This window comes from Saccharopolyspora indica, from assembly GCF_027853965.1.
GTDB classification, from domain to species: Bacteria; Actinomycetota; Actinomycetes; order Mycobacteriales; family Pseudonocardiaceae; genus Saccharopolyspora; species Saccharopolyspora indica.
In genome coordinates this window covers 166,034-189,308 of the sequence record NZ_JAQGLB010000017.1, presented here as the reverse complement: position 1 = coordinate 189,308, position 23,275 = coordinate 166,034, and the positions used below count along the sequence as shown (strand labels likewise).

Genomic DNA, 23,275 nt, shown 5'->3' with positions numbered 1-23,275 from the left:
GCGGCTGGGCCGTCCTCGCCAGGAAGCCCCTGAGAACCCGCGGCGGTGCGAGTTGCGTGGGTGGGTCAAGCGCTGCGCGCTTGCGGCAGCTCATGCCGTTGTTGCGATACGCCTCGCGGCTGCGGCCCGAAGAAACGGCATCAACCGCCTAGCGCGGGCACGGCCGGTGCCGGTTCGGCACCGGCCGCTGCACCCAGACCTCGAAAAGAGCGTGCGATGGTCGAGACGATCAACCTGTCGATCCCCGCGGTCGACCTGCTCGGTGAGCAGCTGAACCTCACCGTGCGGCAGTACCCGTTCGAGCTGCCCCGGCTCGCCGAGCTGGGCGAGGACCGCAACCGGCTGGTGCAGCAGGTCTGGCAGGAGCTGGAGTCCACCGGGCTGGCCCGCAACGGCCGCCCGGAGCCGGAGGTCGAGGACGCGCTCTACCTGCTGTGCAGCTCGGAGGTGTCGATCGCGGCGGCCGGGCTGCTCGACGTGCGCGCCGGGCACCGGCTGGCGGCGCGGGTGGTGGCGACCGGTGAGGTCGGGGTCGTCGGCGTGCTCGACGGCCGCGGCCTGCGGATGAGCTTCCTGGCCCCGGACGTCCTGCCGCGGGCCTGCGCCGACCTGCTGCCCGACGCCCCGCTGGGAGCCGGGGACGCGGTGCGCGCGGTGGCCGACCGCAGCAACGGGCACCCGTCGGACGCCGGCATAGAGGGCCTGGCGGAGCTGCGCGCGATCACCTCGCGCCAGAAGTTCCGGCTCGGCCACTTCGTGGTCAGCGGCGACCGCCGCAGCGGTCCGCGACTGCCGAACCTGATCTGGTTCGACAACGACCAGGGCCGCTACGCCCTGCAGGGCGAACGCGCCGAAGGCCAGGACGTGGTGACCTGCCGCCCGGCGGACAAGCGCTCCATCGCCGGTCAGCTGGCCGCCCTCCTCGACCGGACCCGCCGGAACCACATCTGAGGCCGGTGCCCCGGAGACCGGTCCCCGGGGCACCGCCACGTCATGCCGTCCGGCGCCGCGGCCCGACGCCCTCCGGGACCTCCCCGTGGAGGTGCGGGACGTAGACGAGCTTCTGCGTCCGGCCGTCGAGCACGGTCGACTCGACGAGCTCCAGGTCGAGCTCGGCCCCGCCGTGGAGGAGCGCCTCCCGGCCTGCGCGGCCCGTGACGGCGGGGAACATCATGATCTCGAGGCGGTCGACGAGCCCCGCGGCGAGCAGAGCCCGGTTCAGCGAGATGCTGCCGTGCGACCGCATCGGGACGTCCGTGGTGCGCTTCAGCCGCTCGATCGCCGCCACCGCGTCCTCGTCGAGGACCGTCGAGTTCTGCCAGCCGAGCGGCTCTTCGAGCGTGCTGGAGAACACGATCTTCGGCAGCTCGTTCATGCGGGCGTAGTAGGGCTCGTCGTACTCGACCACGAACTCCCGGAACAGCCGGAACGTCGTCGCGCCGAAGACGAGCACCTGGTCCTGCGCGAAGGTGCGCACCCGGTCCTCGCGGACCTCGGGGCCCTCCTTGCCCCAGTACCCGGGCCAGTTCACGGCCGAGCCGTAGCCGTCCACGCTGCAGAAGAAGTCGACGGTGAAGGTGGTGCTCATGGTGCTCTCCTCTCCTCGCGCCGCCTCCAGCGGGCGGGCTTCACCCCTCCTACGAACGCGACCCGCCCGATCCGACACTCGTCCCGGAACGAGTTCCGGACCAGCGCGGAAAGAGGTTCGCGACACGGGTGGGTGCGAGGAAGGCAACCCTTAGGGCAGGCTGGGGGGCGTGACGCAGGACCGGCAGGCGGAGATCGCCGAGCACTCGGACGACCGCGATTCGTTCATGCGCTTGCTCGGCGGTTGGGGCAGCGCGATCGATGCGATGCTGCCGCCCGTCGCCTTCGGCCTCGGGTGGTTCCTCAGCGGCGAGTCGATCGCCATCGGGGGCCTGGTGGCGGTGGTGGTGGGCGCGGTGCTCGCGGGCTGGCGGCTGTCGCAGCGGGCTCGCCCGCTGGCGGTGCTGATCAGCCTGCTGGCCGTCGCGCTCGGCGCGCTCATCGCGCTGTACACCGGGGACGCGGTGGACTTCTTCCTGCCCCGCCTGGTGACCAACGCGCTCAGCGCGCTCGCCTGGATGACCAGCATCGCGATCCGCTGGCCGCTGCTGGGCGTCGTGGTCGGCACGGCGCTCGGGCAGGCGCGGCGGTGGCGCCAGGACCCGGACCTCCTGCGCGCGTACAGCCGGGCCAGCTGGGTGTGGGTCGGGCAGTACGTGGTGCGGCTGGCGGTGTTCATCCCGCTCTGGCTGCTCGACGCGATCGGTCCGCTGACGGTCTCGCAGGTGGTGCTGACCTGGCCGCTGGTCGCGGTGTGCGTGGCGGGCAGCTGGTGGGTCGTGCGCCGGTCGCTGCCCGCGCAGCACCCGGGCCTGCGGCATCCGCGGGTGGCCGGTACCCCGGAGTGACAGCCCGAGGCGGCGCGCGCAGAATGCGCTCATGTCTCTCGGCAGCGTGATCACCGCGATCGTCACCCCGTTCGACGAGCAGCAGCGCGTCGACGAAGCGGCCTTCCTGTCCCTGTTCCGGTACCTGCTCGACCACGGCTCGGACGGCGTGGTGGTCTGCGGGACCACCGGTGAGGCGCCGACGCTCACCGCCGAGGAGCACCTGCGGCTGATCGAGCTCGCCTGCTCGGAGCGGCCCGCCGGGGCCGCGGTGATCGCCTCCACCGGCTCGAACGACACGGCGCACGCCTGCGAGATGAGCGCGCGAGCGGTCGAGCTCGGCGCTGACGCGGTGCTGTCGGTGACCCCGTACTACAACCGCCCCAACCGGCGCGGGCTGGTCCGCCACTTCACCGAGATCGCGCGGGCCACCGCGAAGCCGGTGGTGCTCTACAACGTGCCGTCGCGGATCGAGCTGGCGCTGGAGCACGACCTGCTCGCCGAGCTCGCCCAGGTCGAGCACATCGACTACGTCAAGCAGGCGGACAACGCCGCCCTCGCCCAGGTCGACGGCCTCGGGCTGTACGCGGGCAACGACGACGGCTTCGCCCGCGCGCTCGACCTCGGCGGCTGCGGCGGCATCCTGGTGGCCAGCCACGTGGCGGGCGAGCAGATGCGCCGGATGGTCGACGAGCCGGAGAACCGGGCGGAGATCGACGCCTCGCTCAAGCCGCTGTACGCGGCCATGGGGGTGACGACGAACCCGATCCCGGTCAAGGCGGCGCTGAACCTGCTGGGCCACCGGGTGGGCGGCCTCCGGCTGCCGCTGGTCGAAGCCGACGAGGCGGAACTGGAAGTGATCAGCAAGGCCCTCGCCGACACCGGTCTCCTCCGCTGAGCGGCGATTTCAGGCGGGGAGCAGGCGGGTGTGCAGGGTCGCCGGGTCCGGGGTGAGGTCGAGGGCCGCCAGCCAGGCCGCGCCCGCCGCTCCGGGGCCTGCCGTGTGCGGAGCGGGGAAGTCCCGGGAAGCGAGTTCCGTCCGGAGTGCTTTGCCGAGCGGGTTCTCCGGGGCCACCAGGCCGCCTGCCAGGACGATCGGGGTGTCGTCGTCGGGCGTGCGGGTCTGCGCCGCGGTGTCGACGAGCACCCGCGCCGCGCGCTCGACGATCTCCGCCGCCACCGGGTCCGAGGCCTTGGTGACCAGCGGGGCGAGCTCGGCGAGCCGGATCGGCGGTGCCGCGTTCACCGCGGTGATCAGCTGCTTGCGCCCAGCGTCCGGATCGCCGGGCAGGAGCGCCTCGCGGACAGCCGCGGTGAGGCCGTGCAGCTGCTCACCGCGGTCCAGCGCGCCGAGCGTGGCGCGGACGGCTTCGCGGCCGAGCCAGTAGGCCGAGCCCTCGTCGCCGAGCAGCCAGCCGTAGCCACCGGCGACCCCGGTCAGCCGGTGCTGGTCGATGCGGGCCGCGATCGCCCCGGTGCCCGCGATCAGCACCGTGCCGCTCGGTTCCGGCGTTCCGGCGGCGAAGGCCACCTCGCAGTCGCTGATCGCGCTCAGCTCGCAGCTCAGGCCCAACCGCGCCCACTCCCGCTCGAACAGCTCGCGGAACAGCGGATCGGCCATCTTGCTGACCCCGGCCATCCCGATCACCGCGGCCCGCACCCGCGCCGGTTCGACGTCGCGCAGGGCGGCCCGGGTGGCGGTCGCGATCTGCCGCACCGCCTCGTCGGCCGGGTGCGAGTTCGGGTTGCCGCCCGCGGCGTCGCCGACGCCCAGCACGCTGCCGGACAAGTCGCTGATCAGGGCGCGGCTGCTGGTCCCGCCGACGTCCATACCGAGAACCACCGCTGCTGCGTCGGGCATGCGCCATTTCTACGCGTTCCAGGCCCTGCGCACGACAAGAAGTTCGAACATGACTGTTCTCGCCAATCGCTGGATTCCGCGTTCGGAAACGGCTATACATCGAGTCGTTTGCGCGATCACCCCGGGAGCAGCACCATGGCCGACCTCGCTCAGCCTGAACCATCCGAAGTGGACGAGGAAGGCCGATGACACCCCTTATGTCAACTGGAGTCCTGCTCAACCGCACCTCAGGGGACCGTGATGCAACCCAGCCACAAGAAACCGCCAAAACGCAAGATCACTCCTGGACGCAAGCACCACTGAAAATCGCGGAGAGGCGGGACTGCGAGGAAGACCGATGACACCCCTTATGTCAACTGGAGTCCTGCTCAACCGCACCTCAGGGGACCGTGATGCAACCCAGCCACAAGAAACCCCCAAAACGCAAGATCACTCCTGGACGCAAGCACCACTGAAAATCGCGGAGAGGCGGGACTGCGAGGAGGGCCGTTGACGCCCTTGTGCCGAGTCCTGCTCAACCGCACCTCAGGGGACCGTGATGCAACCCAGCCACAAGAAACCGCCAAACGTGAGATCGATCCCGGACGCGACCACCACTGAAAATCCCGGAGAGGCGGATCAGTGACCGTCGACACCCACCACCACCTGTGGGACCTCGACGTCCGCGATCAGCCGTGGATCACCGGGGCCGAGATGGAACCGCTGCGCCGCGACTTCCGGCCAGCCGACCTGCAGGCCGCGCTGAAGGGCAGCGGGGTGGACGCCACGGTGCTGGTGCAGACCGTCTCCGACCCGGACGAGACTCCCGAGATGCTGGTGCTGGCCGACTCGGTGGACCGCATCGCGGCGGTCGTCGGCTGGGTCGACCTGACCGCCCGCGACGTGCGCGAACGCATCGGCCGGTTGCAGACCCACCCCTCCGGTCGCTGGCTGAAGGGCATCCGCCACCAGGTGGAGGGCGAACCCGACCCGGACTGGCTGATCCGGCCGGACGTGCTCAACGGGCTGGCCGCGGTGGAGGACGCCGGGCTGGTCTACGAGCTGCTGGTCCGCACCGACCAGCTGCCCGCCGCCGTCAAGGCGGCAGGCCAGTTCCCGCAGCTGACCTTCGTGCTCGACCACTGCGCGAAACCGCCGGTGGCCAGCGGCGAGCTGCAACCGTGGGCGGACCGGATCCGCGCCCTGGCGGCTCACTCGAACGTGGTGTGCAAGCTGTCCGGTCTGGTCACCGAGGACGACTGGGCGCGGCAACCTGATCCGGTGAGCCTGCAGCCCTACGCGGACGTGGTGCTGGAGGCCTTCGGGCCGCGCCGCCTGATGTTCGGCTCCGACTGGCCGGTGTGCCTGCTGGCGGCGGAGTACGGCCAGGTCATCGACCTGGCCAAGCAGCTGACGTCGGGTCTGGACGACCGCCGCCGCGCGGCGGTGTTCGACGCGAACGCCCGAGAGGTCTACGACATCTGAGGACTTTGTCCTCTGTCCGCCCCGAGCCCCGACGTGTGCGGCCTGCTCCGTTCGGCGTAACCTGGCGATGCCCGCCCCACCCCGCCCCCTCGGTGAGGCGGGCTCTTCTTGGGTTTTCCCAGCTCCCGCACCCTGCGCAGCGGCGCGGTCGGCCGGTTCCCGAGCGCGGCGCGCTGCCCCTGCTTCGGTGGTGGGGAACGGTCGGTCGCCATGGTCCGTGAGTGCTTTGCGGGGCTATGGCACCACAAAACACTCACGGGTTTTGACCTGGTGAAATGGTGCGCTGAACCTGGGGCCCGCCACCGTCGGCAGCAGGCCCCGCAGCGGATCGGTCAGCGGGTTCGGGTGACCTTGTTGAGGCCTCGGGGGTTGTCCGGGTCGAAGCCGCGGGCGAGCGCCAGGCCGAGGGCCAGCTGCTGGACCGGGAGGATCTCCAGGACCGGCGCCAGCTCCTCCGCGCAGGCCGGGACCGGGATCCGGTGGGTGGCCGGGACGTCCGCGGCCGCCGAGCCGATCGCGCAGATGTCCGCGCCGCGCTGGGCCACCGCTTCCAGCGGCTCGCGCATCGCCGTGCCGCCGATGCCCTGGCTGGCCAGGGCGAGCACCGCGGTGTCCGCGTCGACCGCCGCGACCGGGCCGTGCAGGAGGTCCGCACCGCTGTAGGAGCGGGCCGACAGGTAGCTGGTCTCGGCCAGCTTCAGGGCCGCTTCGTGGGCCGTGGCCAGCGAGTAGCCGCGCGCGGTGGTGACCATCCGCTCCAGGAAGCGGTAGCGGCCGACTGCCTCGTCGACGGCGCCCTTGCCGTCCGCGAGGGTCGCTTCGGCCAGCTCCGGCAGCTTCGCCGCCTGCTCGCCGGTGCCGCCGCGCACCGCGTCGATCAGCAGGTAGAGCGCCAGCAGGGTGGCGCCGTAGGTCTTGGTCGCCGCGACGGCCGTCTCGCGGCCCGCGCGGACGTCCACCGACAGCTCGGCGGCCGAGTTCAGCGGCGAGTCGGCGGTGTTGGTGACCGCGACGGTCAGCGCGCCCTGCTTGCGGGCGGACTCGGTGACCTCCAGCAGGTCCGGCGATCCACCGCTCTGGCTCACCGAGATCAGCAGCACGTCGGTCAGGTCCGGCTGCGCGCCGAAGAGCGTGGTGGTGGACGGCGAGGCCAGCCCGGCGGGCAGCTGCAGCAGGGTCTCGACCAGGTACTTCGCGTAGAGGGCGGCGTGGTCGCTGGAGCCGCGCGCGGCGAGCAGCGCGAAGCGCGGGCGGCGCTGCGCGACGGTCGCCGCGACCTCGGCGATCGCGTCCCGGGTGGCCAGCAGGTCGGCGAAGATCGCGGGCTGCTGGCGGATCTCGTCGGCCATGTGCTGGCCGTGGGTGGCGGTCATCGGCCCATCCCTTCGATTGAGGTCTAGACCAATCGTACTCGGGAACGGCCCCGGGGCTCAATCTTCGCCCGAAACGAAGACGGCCGCCTCGCCGAGCCGGAATCCCAGCTCGACGAGGCGGCCGAAGACTGATCAGCCCTTGACGGCGCCGGCGGTGATGCCGGAGACCATCTTGCGCTGCACGATCAGGAAGAACACCAGCACCGGCAGCGTGAACAGGGTGGCCGACGCCATCGTCGCGCCCCAGTCGGTGCCGAACGCGGTCTGGAAGGTCTTCAGGAACACCGGCAGCGTCTGCAGGTCCTCGGAGCGCATCAGCACCAGCGCGTACAGGAACTCGTTCCACGCGGTGATGAAGGCGAACACCGAGGTCGCCACCAGGCCGGGGCCCAGCAGCGGCAGCGTGACCCGGCGGAACGCCTCGGCCCGGCTGCAGCCGTCCACCATGGCGGCCTCCTCCAGGTCGATCGGGATCCCGTCGATGAACCCGCGCAGCGACCAGATGGTGAACGGCAGCGTGGTGATCCAGTACACCAGGATCAGCGCGGGCAGCTTGTTGAGCAGCCCGAGGTCCCGCATGAACAGGAACATCGGCACCATCAGCGCCTCGAACGGCACCATCTGGGCGACCAGCACGAGCATCAGGAAGCCCTTGCGCCCGCGGAACCGGAACCGGCTCATCGCCAGCGCCGCCAGGGTGCCCGCGACCAGCGAGCACGCCACCGCGGTGAGCGTGACCAGCAGGCTGTTGCCCAGGTAGCGCAGGAAGTCCGAGCCGAACAGCGCGGTCGTGTAGTTCTCCAGCGTGACCGCGCTGGGCACCAGGTCGTAGGACGTGGACAGCACCTCGCCGCGCGGCTTGATCGAGCTGGTGAACATCCAGTAGGTCGGGAACGCGAACACCAGCGCGATGGCCACGGCCAGCGCGGACAGCCCGATTCGGCGGATCGTCACAGCTCTCCCTCCTGGGACCGCAGCAGCAGGCGCAGGTACTGGGCGCAGACGACGACGAGCACGACGACCATCAGCACGCTGACGGCGGCGGCCACGCCGAAGTGCTTGCCCGCGATGCCCTCCAGGTACTGCAGCACCGGCAGCGTGGTGCTCTCCCCGTTCGGGCCGCCCTCGCGGACCGCCCACACCTGCGAGAACACCTTGAAGTCCCACAGGATCGACAGGAACGTCACGATCATCAGCACCGGCTTCAGGTGCGGCCAGGTGATCGAGGAGAAGGTCTGCCAGCCGTTCGCGCCGTCGATCCCGGCCGACTCGTACAGGTCCTTCGGCACGCTGAGCAGCGCGGCGTAGAGCGTCATCGCCACGAACGGCACGGCCTGCCAGACGATCAGGATGCCGACCACGGTGAGCGTGCTGGTGCCGCTGGAGAACCAGGAGGCGCCTTCGAAGGAGTCGAAGCCCAGCAGCACCAGGGTCTTGTTCAGGATCCCGAACTGCTGGTCGAAGATCCACTGGAACACCGTCGTCGCGGCCAGCTGCGGCATGGCCCAGGCCAGCAGCAGGCTGATCTGCAGCACCACCCGCGGCACCACCGGGATGTGGTGCATCAGCAGCGCGAGCAGCAGCGCGATGACGACCGTGGCGCCGACCATGGCGGCGGTGAACACCACGGTCCGCAGCGCGATGACCCAGAAGTCGGTCCCGGTGAGGATCTGCGCGTAGTTGTCGAAGCCAGCCCAGACGACCTCGCCGCGGGTGAGCTCACCGAGGTCGAGCTTGCGGAAGCTGGTGATGATCACGTTCACCGCGGGCCAGCCGAGCAGCACGACCAGGGCCAGCACCGCGGGTGCCATCAGCAGGTAGGGCAGGGAAACCGATATCCGGGGGCGGCGCCGGGCGGGTGTGCGTGGCGGTCATGATCAGTTCTTCGCCGCCAGCAGCTTGTCGATCTTGTCGTTGGCCTCCACCGTGGCTTCCACGATGGTCTTCTGGCCGGTCAGGATCGCCGTCATCATGTCCTTCAGCGGGTTCTGCCCGGACTCGACGGCGGCCCACTGCGGAACGGCGGGCGGCACCTTGCCGTTCTTGGACGCGATCGCCATGGCGGCGCTGACCGGGTTGGCCTCCAGCGCGCTGGTGTCCTGCGAAGCGCCCGGCACCACGCCGCTCTCAGCGATCTTGGTCTGGTACTTCTGGCTGGTCAGCAGCTTCAGGTAGTCCTTGGCGGCCACGGCGTCGGCGCTGCCGGCCGGGATCGCCAGGTTCGAGCCGCCGAGGAACACCGGCGCGGTCTTGCCCGGGAACTTCGACGGGATCGGGAAGGCGCTGGAGATCTCGGCGATCCGCGGGTTCTGCTCGGCGGCGGTCTGCACCTCCCAGGGCAGCGCGATCATCATCGCGGTCTTGCCCTTGGCGTAGACCTCGGCCTGCTGCGGCTCCGCCTCGTCGGTGTCGGCCGGGGCCTTGGTGGCCGAGTCCTTGACCAGCTGCTGGTAGTACGCGATGCCGTCGCGGGCCTGCTCGGTGTCCAGCGCGCCCTGGTAGTTCGGGCCCTCCTGCACCGCGAGCTCACCGCCGGAGTCCCAGATGAACGACAGGAACGCGTACCAGGACTGGCCGGGCAGGTAGATCGACTGGAACTCGGGGTCCGAGCCGTGGGTCTGCTGCAGCTTGGCGATGACGCCCAGCAGTTCCTCGCGGTTGGTCGGCATCTGGGTGATGCCCGCCTTGTCGAACAGCTCCTTGTTGTAGACGACCACGCGGTTGGCGGCGTAGAACGGCACGCCGTACTGCTTGCCCTCCCAGGCGCCGGACTCGCCCAGCGCCGGGACCCACTGCGACTTGTTCAGCGCTTCGGCGTCGGCGGTCAGGTCGAGCAGCGTGCCCTCGGCGGAGAACTGCGGGTTCTGGCTGTTCCCGAGCTCGATCACGTCCGGTGGGTCGTCGCTGGCCAGCGCGGTGGTCAGGCGGTCCTGGATGCCGTTCCACTGCTGGATCTGGTAGTCCACCTTCATGCCCGGGTGGGTCTGCTCGAACTCGGCGTTGAGCTCGCTGATCAGCGCGTCCTCCGCGGAGCCGTCCATCAGCCAGACCGTCAGGGTGTTGTCGCTGGCGCCGGGTCCCCCACCGCATCCGGCTAACGTCAACGACAGCGCGGCCGTGGCCGCGAGCGCTTTCCAGGCCTTCAATGTTCGCCCCTTCCTCCGCCGCAGTGCGGAGTTGCAAGCTTTTGGTGTAGACCAATGCGAAGAGGATTGTGGTGCCGCACACCCGATGTCAAGGGTTCGCGGGGTTACTGTTCACCCACGCATAAGGCTGGCTTGAGCTTCGGGAGTCGATCGCCGTCCGGCCCGGATGTGGCGACGGTGCTCGCCGCGCCGTCCGGTTCGGGCATGCTGAAGAGGTCTGGACGACTTCGGCGAGGCGGCGACCACGGCGCTTCTGGGGTGGCAAGGTTGTGTCGGTAGGAGGAACGATGCTCGAAACGTCCGTGTCCGGCGGGGCGGACTCATCGGGGCGCGCGCAACGCGAACCGAAGTACTGGGGGCTCAAGCAACATCTGCTGGACATGCTCCGCTCGCTGCCGCCGGGGTCGCCGATCCCCACCGAGCGGTCGCTGGCCGCCGAGTTCGACGTCTCCCGCACCACCGTGCGCCAGGCGCTGGCCGAGCTGACGGTGGAGGGCCGGCTGCTGCGGGTGCAGGGCAAGGGCACCTTCGCGGCCAAGCCGAAGGTCGCCCAGCGGTTGCAGCTGAGCAGCTACACCGAGGACATGCGCGCGCACGGCAGGCAGCCCACCTCGCGCCTGCTGGAGGTCGTCGAGGAGCCCGCCGACCCGGAGCTGGCCGCCCTGCTGGACACCCGGCCCAGCGCCACCGTGCTGCGGCTGCGCCGGTTGCGGCTGGCCGACGGTGAGCCGATGGCCATCGAGACCACCCACCTGCCGCTGAGCCGGTTCCGCGGCCTGACCGGCAGGCTGGAGTCCGGCGGCTCGCTGTACCAGGTGCTGCGGGAGAACTTCGAGGTCGAGCTGGGGCACGCCGAGGAGACGATAGAGACCGCGCTGGCCAGCCCGGAGGAGGCCGAGCTGCTGGGCTCCGAGGTGGGCCTGCCGATGCTGCTGCTGTCCCGGCACTCCTTCGACACCGAGGGCCGCCCGGTGGAGTGGGTGCGCTCGATCTACCGAGGCGACCGCTACAAGTTCGTCGCCCGCCTCAACCCACCGAGCTGATCCACCGCCGCGTTACGCGGAGTGGGAGTACTCACGAAACGCGCTGATCAGGAGAAAAGCCGCGACTTCGCCCGTTTTCCGTTCTGGAGAGAGTGCGTTCGAAGTGCGTGGGAGCCATGGTCAGGCAGAAAGAGGATCCGCAGGACGAGCCGGACGAGAAGGACTCGGGCGAGGAGAAGTCCAAGAAGATCGAGATCAAGCCGGCGCAGGTCGCGGGGGCGGCCACCGCGTCGGTGACGGCGGCGTTCCTGGGGTCCAAGCTCGGGGTGGCGGGCACCGTCATCGGTGCCGCCATGACCAGCGTGATCATCACCGTCGGCGGCGCGCTGTACCAGCGCTCGTTCGAGAGCGCCAAGGACAAGGCGCTGCACGCCGCGGTGAAGGCCAAGCGCGCCACGCGCGCCCACGCCCGCCAGCTGGCGACGGAGGCCCGCGGCGCGGCGAAGGCGCAGGACGAGTCGACGCGACTGCTGTCGCCGGAGGTGACCCGGCGGATCCGCGTCGAGTCCGGGATGCACTGGCCCGGCGGTGAGCAGGTCGTCGATTCCGAGGGCACCAGGAAGATCGACGAGTCGGCCAGGCTGCTGGCCGCGGAGAAGGCCGAAGCGCCGGTGTCGCCGCCGGTCGACCGGCGCAAGCGGAGGATGCGCTGGGCGATGGCGGCGGCCAGCTGCGCGGTCGCGTTCGTGCTGAGCATGCTGGTCGTCACCGGTTTCGAGGGCATCACCGGGCGTCCGCTGTCCGGTGGCGAGAGCGGCACCACGCTCGGCCAGGTGCTGGACCGAGAGCCCCGCGAGGAGGTGGCGCCGCCCGCCGGCGAGGTCGAGAAGCCGACGCAGGCCCCGACCCGCGAACCGGTGCCGACCACCGAGGTCCGGCCGACGCAGGAGCCCACCCAGCAGCCGACGCCGGAGAACCCGCAGCCGAGCCAGCAGCCGACGCAGCCGACGTCGACGGAGCAGACGCCGACCCAGCAGCCGACGCGCACGCAGGAGCCGAACCAGCCGACGCCGCCGACGGAGCGGTTCCAGGAGCAGCTCCGGCCGGAGTGATCCGCCGGCTGTGCACAGTGCCAGTTCTGCCCGCGGCCATCGAGCTTCCGAATCCGGAATGCCCGATTGGTCCTGGGCAGGGCTGGCACTTCGCTTTTTGTGAGCGGCCTTCACATTTTCCGCTCCGAGTCCACCGCTGAAAGTGGCAGCCCGGGCTGCCCGGCGGCCCAATCCGCGAGTGCTGCGAACGGCCGCCGCACTACCTCGATCAGGCCGTTTTTGCGCTTGCTGAGGCAAAAGGTGGATGTGGGACCGGAGTTGTCCTCTGATACTGGCACCGCGACGGGGGCTGAAGAGATCCAGCTCACACAGAGGGAGACAACAGATGAAGCGCAGACTCGCGGCCCGGTTGGCCGGGTCCGTGATGCTGGCAGCGGGAACGGTAGCCGCCCTCACGATGCCGGCGACCGCTACCGGATCCGTTCCGCCGGAGACCCCGGCGGCGACGAGCCAGCTCGACGCCATGCAGCGCGACCTAGGCCTGACCCGGGAGCAGGCGCTGCAGCGGTTCGACCAGGAGGCCGAGGCCGCCAGGGTGGAGCAGACCCTGAGCCGGACCTTGGGCGGCGCGTACGGCGGCTCGTACTTCGACGCCCAGCAGGGCAAGCTCGTCGTGCTGGTCACCGACCAGGCGCGCTTCGACGAGGTGCGCGCGGCGGGCGCGGTGCCGCGGCTGGCCGACTTCAGCGCCGAGCAGCTCGACGCCGTCATCGCGGGCCTCAACGCGCGCAGCGCCGACGCCCCGAAGGCGGTCTCGGGCTGGTACCACAAGGCCAGCGAGAACTCGGTCGTCGTCACCACCCGGCCCGGCTCGGCGGCGCTGGCGACCCAGTTCGTGCAGGCCACCGGCGTCCTCAGCGAGGCCGTGCGCGTCGTCGAATCCCTGGAGAACCCGCAGACCTACGCCGTGATCGGCGGCAACGCCTACTACATCGGCAGCGGCAGCCGCTGTTCGGTCGGCTTCTCCGTGCAGGGCGGTTTCGTCACCGCGGGCCACTGCGGCCAGACCGGTGCGACCACCTCCCAGCCCACCGGGCGCTTCGAGGGCTCGACCTTCCCGGGCAACGACTACGCCTGGGTGAGCGTCAGCTCCGACACCCCGGAACCGCTGGTGAACAAGTACGACGGCAGCACCATCGGCGTCGCGGGCTCGACCGAGGCGTCCGAGGGCTCGTCGATCTGCCGCTCGGGTTCGACCACGGGCTGGCAGTGCGGCACGCTGGAGGCCAAGAACCAGTCCGTCCAGTACCCGCAGGGCACGGTGACCGGCTTGACCCGCACCAGCGCCTGCGCCGAGCCGGGTGACTCCGGCGGCTCGTTCATCACGAACGACCAGGCCCAGGGCGTGACCTCGGGCGGCTCGGGCAACTGCAGCTCCGGCGGCACGACCTACTACCAGCCGGTGAACCCGATCCTGCAGACCTACGGCCTGACCCTGCTCACCCAGTAACACCCGTCTCCCCACGCGGCCCCCGGCACTCCACCGGGGGCCGCGTCGCGTCAGGGGAGGCGGTCAATTTCGTACGAAATTGACGCAGGCCCCGATCAGGGGAGGCGGTCGCGGAGTTCGCGGGCCGCTGCTCGCGGGTCCTCGGCCTCGGTGATCGCGCGGACCACCACGACGCGCTCGGCGCCCGCCTTGAGCGCGTCGTCGAGGTTCTCCGGGCCGATGCCGCCGATGGCGAACCACGGGCGGCCGTGGCCGCGGTGCTCCGCCGCGTGCTGGACCAGGTCGAGCCCGGCCGCCGCGCGGCCCGGCTTGGTCGGCGTCGTCCACACCGGGCCGGTGCAGAAGTAGTCCACGCCCGGCTCGGCCGCCGCGGCGTCGGCCTGCACCACGTCGTGCGTGGAGCGGCCGATCGCGATCTGATCGCCGACGATGCGCCGCGCGATCTCCACCGGCAGGTCGTCCTGGCCCAGGTGCAGGATGTCCGCCTCGGCAGCGAGCGCGACGTCGGCGCGGTCGTTGACCGCCAGCAGAGCGCCGTGCCGGACGCACGCCTCGGCCAGCACCTCCAGCGCCGCCAGCTCGTGGCGCGCTTCCAGCGGCGCGCCGCCGGGCTGCTTGTCGCGCAGCTGCACGATGTCCACCCCGCCGGCGAGCGCGGCGTCCACGAACTCCGCGAGATCACCGCGCTCCGCGCGCGCGTCGGTGCACAGGTAGAGCCGCGCCTCGTTGAGGCGGGCGCGAATGCCGAAGCCGTCCATTCCAGGCATGTCCCACAGGGTAACTCCAGACGATTGGCCGCTACTCGTCTTGCGTGGCGGTGCGGGCGTGCTGTGCGCCTGCGACAGCTCATGCGGTGGTCGTCGCGGTGGCAGCAAGCGGAATCCGCTGCGCGGATGAACCGGGGGCTCGGAGTCGGCGATGTCGGCAGGTACGGTGTAAGGCGGTGAGCACGGGAGCCCGGTCACCGGGCTGAGAGGGGGCGTTGGCCCCGACCGTCGAACCTGATCCGGGTCATGCCGGCGCAGGGAGCGTGGAGTGTCTGAATTGGGTACCGCACACGTCGTCGTGGTCGGCGGCGGGGTGATCGGGATGTCCGTCGCCTGGCGCGCAGCAGCTGCCGGGCACCGCGTGCAGCTGGTCGATCCGGAACCGGCGTCCGGCGCGTCCTTCGTGGCCGGCGGCATGCTGGCGCCGATCGCCGAGGCCTGGCCCGGCGAGGAGGAGCTGCTGGAGCTGGGCAGCGCGTCGCTGGAGCGGTGGCCCGCCTTCGCCGACGAGCTCAGCCGCGCGTCCGGGCTGCCGTCCGGGCTGCGCCGCGAGGGCACGTTGGTGGTGGGCGTGGACAGCGCCGACCGCGCCGAGCTCGACGAGCTGGCCGGTTACCTGTCCCGCCAGGGCCGCACCGTGACCAGGCTTTCCGGCCGCGAGGTGCGGCGGCTCGAACCGTCGTTGGGGCCCGCGGTGCGCGGCGGGCTCGAAGTTCCGGGAGATCTCGCGGTCGACAACCGCTCGGCGCTGGCCGCGTTGCGCGCGGCGGCGACGGCGGCCGGGGTGGAATTCGTCGCGGCGACGGCGAGAACCGTCCGTCCGGGCGCGGTGGAGCTCGAAGATTCCACTGTGGACTGCGATGTGGCGGTGATCGCCGCGGGCGCGCACTCCGGTGCGCTGCACCCCGCGCTGCGCGGCCGGATCCGGCCCGTCAAGGGCGAGATCCTGCGGCTGCGAACGCGGGCCACCGCGCTGCCGCCGCCGAGCCGCACCGTCCGCGGGCCGGTGCACGGCCGGCCGGTCTACCTGGTGCCGCGCGACGACGGGGGACTGGTACTCGGCGCCACCCAGCACGAGGTCGGCTTCGACACCGAGGTCACCCTGGGCGGCGTGCGCGACCTGATCGCCGACGCCGAGCAGGTGATGCCGGGCATCGCGGAGTACCAGCTGGTCGAGGCCAGGGCCGGGCTGCGCCCGAGCACCGACGACAACCTGCCGGTGCTCGGCTGGCTGGAGCCCGGCGTGCTGACCGCCACCGCGCACCACCGCGGCGGGTTCCTGCTCGCTCCGGTGACCGCGGACGCGGTGCTCGCGCTGCTGCGCGGCGACGAACCGGACGCGCTGATCAAGGCCAGCGATCCGAACCGATGGGGAGGACAGCAGTGCACGTCGTGATCAACGGGGAACGGAAGCAGATAGCCGACGGTGCCGGGCTCGCCGCGGTGCTCGCCGAGTTCGGGGTTCCCGAACGAGGCGTGGCGGTGGCCGTGGACGGAGCGGTGGTGCCCCGCAGCAGCTGGCCCGCGACCGAGCTGCGGCCCGGTGCCGCTGTCGAGGTCCTCACCGCAGTGCAAGGAGGATGACGTGGACGACCCGTTGCTGATCGCCGGTCGCGAGTTCGGTTCGCGGCTGATCACCGGGACCGGCGGGGCGACGAACCTCGCGGTCCTGGAGCGCGCGCTGATCGCGTCCGGAACCGAGCTGACCACCGTGGCGATGCGCCGCGCGGACGCCGGTGGCGGCACCGGCGTGCTCGACCTGCTGCGCAAGCTCGGCATCGAGGCGCTGCCGAACACGGCGGGCTGCCGGACGGCGGCCGAGGCGGTGCTGACCGCGCAGCTGGCGCGCGAGGCGCTGGAGACGAACTGGGTCAAGCTGGAGGTCGTCGCCGACGACGACACGCTGCTGCCCGACCCGGTGGAACTGCTGGACGCCGCGGAGCAGCTGGTCGACCAGGGCTTCGTGGTGCTGGCCTACACCAACGACGACCCGGTCCTGGCGCTGAAGCTGGAGGAGACCGGCTGCGCCGCGGTGATGCCGCTGGGCTCGCCGATCGGCACGGGCCTGGGCATCCGGAACCCGCACAACATCGAGATGATCGTCTCCCGGGCCTCGGTGCCGATCGTGCTGGACGCGGGCATCGGCACGGCGTCGGACGCGGCGCTGGCGATGGAGCTGGGCTGCTCGGCGGTCCTGCTGGCCACGGCGGTGACCCGGGCCCAGGACCCGGAGCGCATGGCGGCGGCGATGCGCTCGGCGGTCGAAGCGGGCCGCTTGGCGTCCCAGGCGGGCCGGATCCCCAAGCGCTTCTGGGCGGAAGCCTCCAGCCCAGGCCGCCCGATGGGCTGATCGCGCACTCCGGTGCAGGTCAGGACCCGTGAGTACTTTGAGGGGCTATAGCACCCCAAACCACTCACGGGTCCTGACCAGCGGAAACGGAGCTTCCTCGGGGTGACCACACACCCTGGGCACCCGCCTGCGGGGTCTCCCCGCCGACCTCCGCCTTGCGTCAGCGGATGTGGAGGCGTTCCGGGCGCACGAAGGAGATCGTGTAGCTCTTCCACGGGTTGTCGTAGCCGAAGGTGCGGTCGATCGCCTGGCGGGCGTGCAAGGCGTTCTCCAGCAGCGAGCTGGCCAGCAGCTCCGTCGCCGGGGCGCTGCTCTCCGGGACGTCCGGGATCCTCGCCGACGGCTTGCCGCCCAGCAGGTCGTCCACCGCGCGCAGCGCCGGAACCGCCACCGCCTGCTCGGCCTCCGGCCGGAACGCCAGCGTCGCGACGTCCTGGCGCAGGGCGTCGAGCGCGACCGCCGCGTCCCGCGTGGCGCGGTCGTCGTCGGTCTCCTCGCCCGTGCCGTCCAGCAGCGCGGGCATGCCCAGCAGGTCCTGGGTGCGCCGCAGCGCCAGCACGTTCGCCGCCTGCAGCGCCGCGGGCAGGTCGACGCCCTGGCCAGCCGCCCGGACGCTGCGCAGCAGCTCGGACACCGACCACACCGTCGAGCGCACCGCGCCCCGGACGTCCGGCAGGATGCTGCTGGGCAGCACCAGGTAGGCGACGTAGCCGACGATCAGCGCGATGGCCGCGCCGACCGCGGTGTTCGCGGCGAAGCTGATCCCGACGTTCACCAGCGGCCGGTCCAGCCGCATCGCCTGGTCCACGACGGTGATCACGATCAGGCAGCCCAGCAGCGTCTGGTACTCGCTGCGCAGCCGGGGCATGCTCAGCAGCATCCCGCCGATCACCAGCGGCACCAGCAGGAAAGCGCCGGGCAGCAGCGTGATCAGCACCGCCAGCGCGGTCACGCCCAGCACCGCGCCTCCGGTGCGCTCCAGCGCGCCGGTCATGCTGTCGCGCGCTGCGGGTTGCAGCACCACGTACAGCGCGAGCAGCAGGCTCGACGCCGAGGGATCGCGCAGCAGCAGGACGATCACCATGCCGAAGGCGACCGCGAGCGTGCAGCGGATCGAGTGCCGGAACAGCGACGACCGGAACGACAGGTGCGCGCGCACCGCGCCGATCAGCCGCTCCCGGCGCGCTCCGGGCGCCTGCGGCGGCAGCGGGGTCTCGACGCGGCGGACCACGGTGGCCCGGATCCGGTCGAGGCCCTGGTTGATGCCGCGCACGGCCTCCGGCAGGTCCTGCCGCCCGCCGCGGGCCAGCACCGCTTCCGCCGGGTCGCGCCGCGCCGCGTAGGGCAGACCGGTGCAGGCGCGGGAGCGCACCGCCCTGGCCAGCTCCGCGGCGACCTTGTCGGCCTCGGCGACGATCCGCTGCAGCCGGTCGGCCTCGATGCGATCGCTCTGCTGGGCCTGCGCGAGCAGCGTCTCGCGGGCGGCGCGGAAGCGCGCGGCACCGGCCAGCACCTCGCCGAGCCAGGTGCTGGAGCCGTCCGCCCGCCACGCGGCGGCAGCCGACTCCACCACGCCGGGGCCGGGTTCGAGCAGCGTCCGCGCGACGGCCACGCGGGTGGCGCGGCCGGGATCGCTCAGGCCGATGATCACCCGCAGCAGCAGGGCGAACGCCGCGCCGGAGGCGGAGGCGGCCAGCAGCATCCACACCGGCTGGTCGCTGCCGATGCCGGTCGTGGTGGACACCAGGGTCGCCGCGGCGAAGGTCTGCCCACCGATCCGGTAGTGCTCGCCGAGCGCGGGCAGCATGCCGGAGCCGAAGACGACGAGCGCCACCACCAGCCCGGCCAGCACCGGGATGTTCGCCAGCAGCGGGCCGAGGGTCATCACCAGCACCAGCGCCGGGGTGAACCAGACGAACCGGCGCAGGTCCGAGCGCAGCGACTGGCCACCGGTGGCGACCAGCGCCAGCACCGCGGTCAGCCCGGCCAGCAGCGCGGGCGTCTGCAGGTCGAACAGCCAGCCGACTGCGGTCCCCGCGATCACTGCGACGAGCACCAGCACGGCGTACTGGCGCTGCCTCGGGTCCGGCGCGCCCGCCTCGGTGGCGAGCAGCTGCCGGGCTCGGGCGGCCAACGCCGACTTAGCAGTCCTGACCGATTTAGCCACGCTGTCGAAAACCCCTGTCATCGTCGTTTCGCGCAGCGCGCACAGGACCGCGCGCTGCAGAGGCGTGCGGTCCTGGGAATTACGCGCTTCTCGACCAGTTTGTCGATGAGGCACACCATTCGGGTTACAGATCCGGGATGGAAATCACTCTATTAGGGGCTCGGAGGGTCAGAACGACCGCGGGCTGACGCGCCAGAAGGTCGACACCGGGCCGACGCCCGCCCCGAGCGGGTAGGCGTGCGAGACGCTGCGCGTGACGAACCGCTTGCCGCTGCGCACCGCGTCCGGCATCGACGCGCCCTTGGCGAGCGCCGCCGTGATCGCGGAGGCGAAGACGTCGCCCGCGCCGTGCGTGTGCACCGTGGCGTAGCGCGGCCCGGCCAGCGGGATGGCCTCGGCGCCGTCGAAGAGCAGGTCGATGCACTCGGGGTCGTCGGGCAGGTGACCGCTCTTGATCAGCACCCACTCCGGGCCGAAGTCGTAGATCGCCTTGGCCGCGTCCAGCAGATCGGCGCGGGTGCGCGCGTCGATGCCGGTCAGCAGCCGCACCTCGTCGAGGTTCGGCGTCACCAGGGAAGCGCGCGGGAACGCCTCGTTGCGCAGCGCGTCGAGGGCGTCCTTCCGGAGCAGCGGCTCGCCGCTGCGGGAGGCGGCGACCGGGTCCACCACGAACGGCGTGCGCCCGCCGCGGCCGATGCCGTGCGCGTCGCAGACCTCCAGCACCGCCTCGATGGTCGCGGCGGAGGCCAGCACCCCGGTCTTGGCGGCGTCCACGCCGATGTCGGAGGCCACCGCCTCGACCTGCGCGGCGACGGTCTCCGGCGGGATCTCCACCAGGCCGGTGACGCCGACGGTGTTCTGCACGGTCACCGCGGTGACCGCGGTCATCCCGTGCACCCCGCAGGCGAAGAAGGCGCGCAGGTCGGCGTGCATCCCCGCGCTGCCCCCGGAGTCCGATCCGGCGATGGTCAGCGCGGTCGGTGGGGCGGTGTCGTGCGCGGGCCGTGCTTCGTGCTCCGCCGAGATCTCGTGCATCCACTCCATGCTACGGCCCCGCTCCTGCCGATCTTCCCGGGTGCGTGCGCGCATTTCCGCAGGTCAGGTTCCGTGAGTGCTTTGGGGTGCCAGAGCGCCCCAAAGCACTCACGGGTTCTCAGTCGGCCAGCGGCAGGTAGACCTTGCCGCCGGTGCCCGCGAACTCCTCGGACTTCTCCCGCATGCCTGCCTCGATTGCCTCGACGCTGGTCAGGCCGCGTTCCTCGGCGAACTTGCGGACGTCCTGGGTGATCTTCATCGAGCAGAACTTCGGCCCGCACATGGAGCAGAAGTGCGCCGTCTTGGCCGGTTCCGCGGGCAGCGTCTCGTCGTGGAACGCCTTCGCGGTGTCCGGGTCCAGCGACAGGTTGAACTGGTCGGTCCAGCGGAACTCGAAGCGCGCCTTGGACAGCGCGTCGTCGCGCTCCTGCGCCCGCGGGTGGCCCTTGGCCAGGTCGGCGGCGTGCGCGGCGATCTTGTAGGTGATCACGCCGGTCTTGACGTCGTCCCGGTTGGGCAGGCCCAGGTGCTCCTTGGGCGTGACGTAGCAGAGCATCGCGGTGCCGGCCTGGGCGATCATCGCCGCGCCGATCCCGGAGGTGATGTGGTCGTAGGCGGGAGCGATGTCGGTGGTCAGCGGCCCGAGCGTGTAGAACGGCGCCTCACCGCACAGCTCCTCCTCCAGCCGCACGTTCTCGGCGATCTTGTGCATCGGCACGTGGCCGGGGCCCTCGATCATCACCTGCACGTCGAGCGCGCGGGCGATGTGCGTGAGCTCGCCGAGGGTCTCCAGTTCGGCGAACTGCGCGCGGTCGTTGGCATCGGCGATGGAGCCGGGCCGCAGGCCGTCGCCGAGCGAGAACGTGACGTCGTAGTCGCGCAGGATCTCGCACAGCTCGCTGAAGTGCGTGTACAGGAAGCTCTCCCGGTGGTGCGCCAGACACCAGGCGGCCATGATCGACCCGCCGCGGGAGACGATGCCGGTGACGCGCTGGGCGGTCAGCGGCACGTACCGCAGCAGCACGCCGGCGTGCACGGTCATGTAGTCCACGCCCTGCTCGCACTGCTCGATCACGGTGTCCCGGTAGATCTCCCAGGTCAGCGCGGCCGGATCGCCGTTGACCTTCTCCAGCGCCTGGTAGATCGGCACGGTGCCGATCGGCACCGGCGAGTTGCGCAGGATCCGCTCGCGGGTCTCGTGGATGCGCTTGCCGGTGGACAGGTCCATGACGGTGTCGGCGCCCCAGCGGGTCGCCCACACCATCTTCTCCACCTCCTCCTCGACCGAGGAGGTCACCGCGGAGTTGCCGATGTTGGCGTTGACCTTCACCAGGAAGTTCTTCCCGATGATCATCGGTTCGCTCTCCGGGTGGCACCGGTTGGCCGGGATCACCGCCCGGCCGCTGGCCACCTCGTCCCGGACGAACTCGGGGGCGACGCCCTCCCGCGCGGCGATGTACTCCATCTCCCGCGTGATGGCGCCGGACCTCGCCCAGCCCAGCTGGGTCCGGTGCTCCCGCCCGTCGGTCCAGCCCGCTCGCATCCGGTGGAGTCCGCTGTGGACGTCCACGGTGGCGTTCTCGTCGGTGTACGGCCCGGAGGTGTCGTACACGTCGAGGTGCTCGCCGTTGGTGAGCTCGATGCGGCGGAATGGCACTTGCAGGCCGGATTCGGTGCTGCGGAACACCTTTCGCGAGCCGCTGATGGCTCCGGTGGTGATCTCGCTGCCGTTCTCGGACGCGTTCGGACGCACGTCGGCCACTGCCAATCCACTCCCTACGCCGGCATTACCCGGTCAGGTTCTGCGGTCGGCGGCCCCGGAATTCTCCAGCCGCCCTCTCAGCCCGCTGTTGGTGCGAGCTCCCGCGGTGTTCGTTTGCCGCTGCAACGCTAGCCGCACCCCCGCGGGCTGCCAACCCCCGTTCACCCCGATGTCCGAGCGCAACGTCCTGACCTGGGAAGACGTGAATTGTCAGAGCGGGTGGCTACTTTGGGTGCGTACATCGATCACGAAGGGTGATGAAATGGATTCATTTCTCCAGGCCGAGTTCCAGCGTGCCTGGGAGGGTTTGTGCGTGCCGGAAGGCTGGCGCGCGGAGTTGATCTCGGGGCGGATCGAAATGCGGCCGCCGACGGCGGAAATGCCCGCGATCCTCGACCGAATTGCGGCTTCGCTGGTGCCTTCGGCCTCAGTGGATTGGGTGCTGCTCCGCGACACGCACGTTGAAATTCCCGGCTGGCGGGGGATTTATCAACCGAACCTGGTCGTGGTGTCGCGCGATTCCGTGCCTGCCAGAGGTGCGCGGATTCCCGGTGCGAAGGCGTTGCTGGTGGTTGAGGTCGTGACGAGCAATTCCGAACCGGGCCGGACGAAGCTGCGCGAATATGCGCGCGCCGGAGTGGGGATGTGCTTGTTGGTCGATCGATTCCAGGAAGATCGGCCGCCGGTTCAGCTGTTCACGGGTCCTGCGGAAAGGTCGTACACCCGTTGGCGGGGATGGGAATTCGGAGAACCGGTCGAGATCCCCGAACCGTTCGACCTCACCCTGGACACCAAGGGCTTCTGATCAGTCCTCGTCGTCGGCGAAGGGGTCGCCGTGCTCGGCCGGGTCCCAGGTCAGGCCCGGCACGCCCCAGCCGTTGCGCTTGATCATCTTCTTCGAGGCGCGCTTGTGCCTGCCCACCAGGCGGTCCAGGTAGACGTAGCCGTCCAGGTGGTCGGTCTCGTGCTGCAGGCAGCGCGCGAAGAACCCAGTGCCCTCGACCTCGACGGGCTTTCCGTCCACATCGGACCCGGTGACCTTGGCCCAGCTCGCCCGGCCGGTCGGGTAGGACTCGCCGGGCACCGACAGGCAGCCCTCCCAGTCCTCGTCCGGGTCGGGCATCCCCTCCGGGACCTCCGACGTGGTCAGCTCCGGGTTCACCACCACGCCGCGGTGCTGGACGCCCTCGTCGTCGGGGCAGTCGTAGACGAACAGCCGCAGGTCCACGCCGATCTGGTTGGCCGCCAGCCCGACGCCGTTCGCGGCGGCCATCGTCTCGAACATGTCCTCGACGAGGGTGCGCAGTTCGTCGTCGAAGTGCTCCACCGGGCGCGTGGGGTTGTGCAGCACCGGGTCGCCGAAGACGCAGATCGGGTGAACAGCCATGACC

At 71.0% G+C, this 23,275-nt stretch carries 22 protein-coding genes and 1 riboswitch; of the genes, 11 read left to right on the top strand and 11 right to left on the bottom strand.

Going from position 1 to position 23,275, the window contains the following annotated elements:
• The first annotated feature begins 216 nt into the window (after positions 1-216).
• Positions 217-951: an ESX secretion-associated protein EspG gene (locus tag OU416_RS30095; protein WP_270930415.1), complete on the top strand. Its 735-nt coding sequence runs from the start codon at positions 217-219 to the stop codon at positions 949-951.
• Positions 952-991: 40 nt separating this feature from the next.
• On the opposite strand, the gene OU416_RS30090 is transcribed toward OU416_RS30095, so the two are convergent.
• Positions 992-1,588 (bottom strand): dihydrofolate reductase family protein, encoded by a 597-nt coding sequence (locus OU416_RS30090; protein WP_270930414.1) that lies wholly within the window; start codon positions 1,586-1,588, stop codon positions 992-994.
• A 169-nt stretch (positions 1,589-1,757) separates the two neighbouring features.
• Here OU416_RS30090 and OU416_RS30085 point away from each other — a divergent pair, with 169 nt between their 5' ends.
• Together OU416_RS30085 and dapA are read left to right on the top strand one after the other, a co-directional pair.
• Positions 1,758-2,435, top strand: a complete 678-nt coding sequence (locus OU416_RS30085; RefSeq protein WP_270930413.1) for a DUF3159 domain-containing protein — start codon at positions 1,758-1,760, stop codon at positions 2,433-2,435.
• 31 nt (positions 2,436-2,466) lie between these two features.
• Positions 2,467-3,312, top strand: a complete 846-nt coding sequence (gene dapA / locus OU416_RS30080) for a 4-hydroxy-tetrahydrodipicolinate synthase (RefSeq protein WP_270930412.1) — start codon at positions 2,467-2,469, stop codon at positions 3,310-3,312.
• Between the two features lie 9 nt (positions 3,313-3,321).
• Here the strand turns inward: dapA and OU416_RS30075 are convergent, their stop codons facing one another.
• Positions 3,322-4,275, bottom strand: a complete 954-nt coding sequence (locus OU416_RS30075; RefSeq protein WP_270930411.1) for an N-acetylglucosamine kinase — start codon at positions 4,273-4,275, stop codon at positions 3,322-3,324.
• Positions 4,276-4,896: 621 nt separating this feature from the next.
• Between OU416_RS30075 and OU416_RS30070 the strand changes: the two genes are divergently transcribed.
• Positions 4,897-5,739: an amidohydrolase family protein gene (locus OU416_RS30070; protein ID WP_270930410.1), complete on the top strand. Its 843-nt coding sequence runs from the start codon at positions 4,897-4,899 to the stop codon at positions 5,737-5,739.
• Positions 5,740-6,071: 332 nt separating this feature from the next.
• Here OU416_RS30070 and OU416_RS30065 read toward each other — a convergent pair whose 3' ends face one another.
• The 4 genes from OU416_RS30065 to OU416_RS30050 all read right to left on the bottom strand — a co-directional run bounded on the left by OU416_RS30065 (position 6,072) and on the right by OU416_RS30050 (position 10,258).
• Positions 6,072-7,112 carry an SIS domain-containing protein gene (locus tag OU416_RS30065; RefSeq protein ID WP_270930409.1) on the bottom strand — a complete coding sequence of 347 codons (1,041 nt, stop codon included), beginning with the start codon at positions 7,110-7,112 and terminating at the stop codon, positions 6,072-6,074.
• Between the two features lie 132 nt (positions 7,113-7,244).
• Positions 7,245-8,066: a carbohydrate ABC transporter permease gene (locus OU416_RS30060; protein ID WP_270930408.1), complete on the bottom strand. Its 822-nt coding sequence runs from the start codon at positions 8,064-8,066 to the stop codon at positions 7,245-7,247.
• Positions 8,063-8,923 carry a carbohydrate ABC transporter permease gene (locus tag OU416_RS30055; protein WP_270930407.1) on the bottom strand — a complete coding sequence of 287 codons (861 nt, stop codon included), beginning with the start codon at positions 8,921-8,923 and terminating at the stop codon, positions 8,063-8,065. Before OU416_RS30055 ends, OU416_RS30060 begins: the two co-directional genes overlap by 4 nt.
• 66 nt (positions 8,924-8,989) lie before the next feature.
• Positions 8,990-10,258 carry an extracellular solute-binding protein gene (locus OU416_RS30050; RefSeq protein ID WP_270930406.1) on the bottom strand — a complete coding sequence of 423 codons (1,269 nt, stop codon included), beginning with the start codon at positions 10,256-10,258 and terminating at the stop codon, positions 8,990-8,992.
• A 287-nt stretch (positions 10,259-10,545) separates the two neighbouring features.
• Between OU416_RS30050 and OU416_RS30045 the strand changes: the two genes are divergently transcribed.
• From OU416_RS30045 to OU416_RS30035, 3 genes are all read left to right on the top strand, one after another.
• Positions 10,546-11,301, top strand: a complete 756-nt coding sequence (locus OU416_RS30045; RefSeq protein ID WP_093357796.1) for a GntR family transcriptional regulator — start codon at positions 10,546-10,548, stop codon at positions 11,299-11,301.
• Positions 11,302-11,417: 116 nt separating this feature from the next.
• Positions 11,418-12,353, top strand: a complete 936-nt coding sequence (locus OU416_RS30040) for a hypothetical protein (protein WP_270930405.1) — start codon at positions 11,418-11,420, stop codon at positions 12,351-12,353.
• Positions 12,354-12,678: 325 nt separating this feature from the next.
• Entirely contained in the window at positions 12,679-13,803 is a 1,125-nt protein-coding gene (locus OU416_RS30035) for a S1 family peptidase (protein ID WP_270930404.1), read from the top strand.
• 95 nt (positions 13,804-13,898) lie between these two features.
• Here the strand turns inward: OU416_RS30035 and thiE are convergent, their stop codons facing one another.
• Complete coding sequence (gene thiE / locus OU416_RS30030; protein ID WP_270930403.1) at positions 13,899-14,570, bottom strand: thiamine phosphate synthase; 672 nt, start codon at positions 14,568-14,570, stop codon at positions 13,899-13,901.
• 172 nt (positions 14,571-14,742) lie between these two features.
• Positions 14,743-14,848: riboswitch (TPP riboswitch) on the top strand.
• Between thiE and thiO the strand changes: the two genes are divergently transcribed.
• The 3 genes from thiO (at position 14,848) to thiG (ending at position 16,920) form a co-directional block, all read left to right on the top strand.
• Positions 14,848-15,966: a glycine oxidase ThiO gene (gene thiO / locus OU416_RS30025; protein ID WP_270930429.1), complete on the top strand. Its 1,119-nt coding sequence runs from the start codon at positions 14,848-14,850 to the stop codon at positions 15,964-15,966. (Overlaps the previous riboswitch by 1 nt.)
• The gene (thiS, locus tag OU416_RS30020; RefSeq protein ID WP_270930402.1) at positions 15,954-16,154 is read left to right on the top strand and encodes a sulfur carrier protein ThiS; all 201 of its coding nucleotides are present in this window, start codon (positions 15,954-15,956) and stop codon (positions 16,152-16,154) included. Before thiO ends, thiS begins: the two co-directional genes overlap by 13 nt.
• Position 16,155: 1 nt before the next feature.
• A complete protein-coding gene (gene thiG / locus OU416_RS30015) occupies positions 16,156-16,920 on the top strand; it encodes a thiazole synthase (RefSeq protein ID WP_270930401.1) in 765 nt (254 codons plus the stop codon).
• A 160-nt stretch (positions 16,921-17,080) separates the two neighbouring features.
• Here thiG and OU416_RS30010 read toward each other — a convergent pair whose 3' ends face one another.
• From OU416_RS30010 to thiC, 3 genes are all read right to left on the bottom strand, one after another.
• Positions 17,081-19,054, bottom strand: a complete 1,974-nt coding sequence (locus OU416_RS30010) for an FUSC family protein (RefSeq protein WP_270930400.1) — start codon at positions 19,052-19,054, stop codon at positions 17,081-17,083.
• Between the two features lie 201 nt (positions 19,055-19,255).
• Entirely contained in the window at positions 19,256-20,122 is an 867-nt protein-coding gene (gene thiD, locus OU416_RS30005; protein ID WP_270930399.1) for a bifunctional hydroxymethylpyrimidine kinase/phosphomethylpyrimidine kinase, read from the bottom strand.
• Positions 20,123-20,240: 118 nt separating this feature from the next.
• The gene (gene thiC, locus OU416_RS30000) at positions 20,241-21,884 is read right to left on the bottom strand and encodes a phosphomethylpyrimidine synthase ThiC (RefSeq protein WP_270930398.1); all 1,644 of its coding nucleotides are present in this window, start codon (positions 21,882-21,884) and stop codon (positions 20,241-20,243) included.
• Between the two features lie 169 nt (positions 21,885-22,053).
• Here thiC and OU416_RS29995 point away from each other — a divergent pair, with 169 nt between their 5' ends.
• Positions 22,054-22,689, top strand: coding sequence for a Uma2 family endonuclease (locus OU416_RS29995; protein ID WP_270930397.1), 636 nt, complete (start codon positions 22,054-22,056; stop codon positions 22,687-22,689).
• Here OU416_RS29995 and OU416_RS29990 read toward each other — a convergent pair whose 3' ends face one another.
• Positions 22,690-23,271, bottom strand: a complete 582-nt coding sequence (locus tag OU416_RS29990) for a peptide deformylase (RefSeq protein WP_270930396.1) — start codon at positions 23,269-23,271, stop codon at positions 22,690-22,692.
• Positions 23,272-23,275 lie beyond the last annotated feature (4 nt).

What these genes read in the sequence shown, in the direction of transcription:
- OU416_RS29995 (WP_270930397.1), top strand. Translation starts at nt 22,054, where the DNA reads ATGTCCGAGCGCAACGTCCTGACCTGGGAAGACGTGAATTGTCAGAGC.
- OU416_RS30065 (WP_270930409.1), bottom strand. Translation starts at nt 7,112, where the DNA reads ATGACCGCCACCCACGGCCAGCACATGGCCGACGAGATCCGCCAGCAG.
- dapA (WP_270930412.1), top strand. Translation starts at nt 2,467, where the DNA reads ATGTCTCTCGGCAGCGTGATCACCGCGATCGTCACCCCGTTCGACGAG.
- OU416_RS30095 (WP_270930415.1), top strand. Translation starts at nt 217, where the DNA reads ATGGTCGAGACGATCAACCTGTCGATCCCCGCGGTCGACCTGCTCGGT.
- OU416_RS30045 (WP_093357796.1), top strand. Translation starts at nt 10,546, where the DNA reads ATGCTCGAAACGTCCGTGTCCGGCGGGGCGGACTCATCGGGGCGCGCG.
- OU416_RS29990 (WP_270930396.1), bottom strand. Translation starts at nt 23,271, where the DNA reads ATGGCTGTTCACCCGATCTGCGTCTTCGGCGACCCGGTGCTGCACAAC.
- OU416_RS30035 (WP_270930404.1), top strand. Translation starts at nt 12,679, where the DNA reads ATGAAGCGCAGACTCGCGGCCCGGTTGGCCGGGTCCGTGATGCTGGCA.
- thiE (WP_270930403.1), bottom strand. Translation starts at nt 14,570, where the DNA reads ATGCCTGGAATGGACGGCTTCGGCATTCGCGCCCGCCTCAACGAGGCG.
- OU416_RS30090 (WP_270930414.1), bottom strand. Translation starts at nt 1,588, where the DNA reads ATGAGCACCACCTTCACCGTCGACTTCTTCTGCAGCGTGGACGGCTAC.
- OU416_RS30055 (WP_270930407.1), bottom strand. Translation starts at nt 8,923, where the DNA reads ATGGCACCCGCGGTGCTGGCCCTGGTCGTGCTGCTCGGCTGGCCCGCG.
- OU416_RS30075 (WP_270930411.1), bottom strand. Translation starts at nt 4,275, where the DNA reads ATGCCCGACGCAGCAGCGGTGGTTCTCGGTATGGACGTCGGCGGGACC.
- OU416_RS30040 (WP_270930405.1), top strand. Translation starts at nt 11,418, where the DNA reads ATGGTCAGGCAGAAAGAGGATCCGCAGGACGAGCCGGACGAGAAGGAC.
- thiD (WP_270930399.1), bottom strand. Translation starts at nt 20,122, where the DNA reads ATGCACGAGATCTCGGCGGAGCACGAAGCACGGCCCGCGCACGACACC.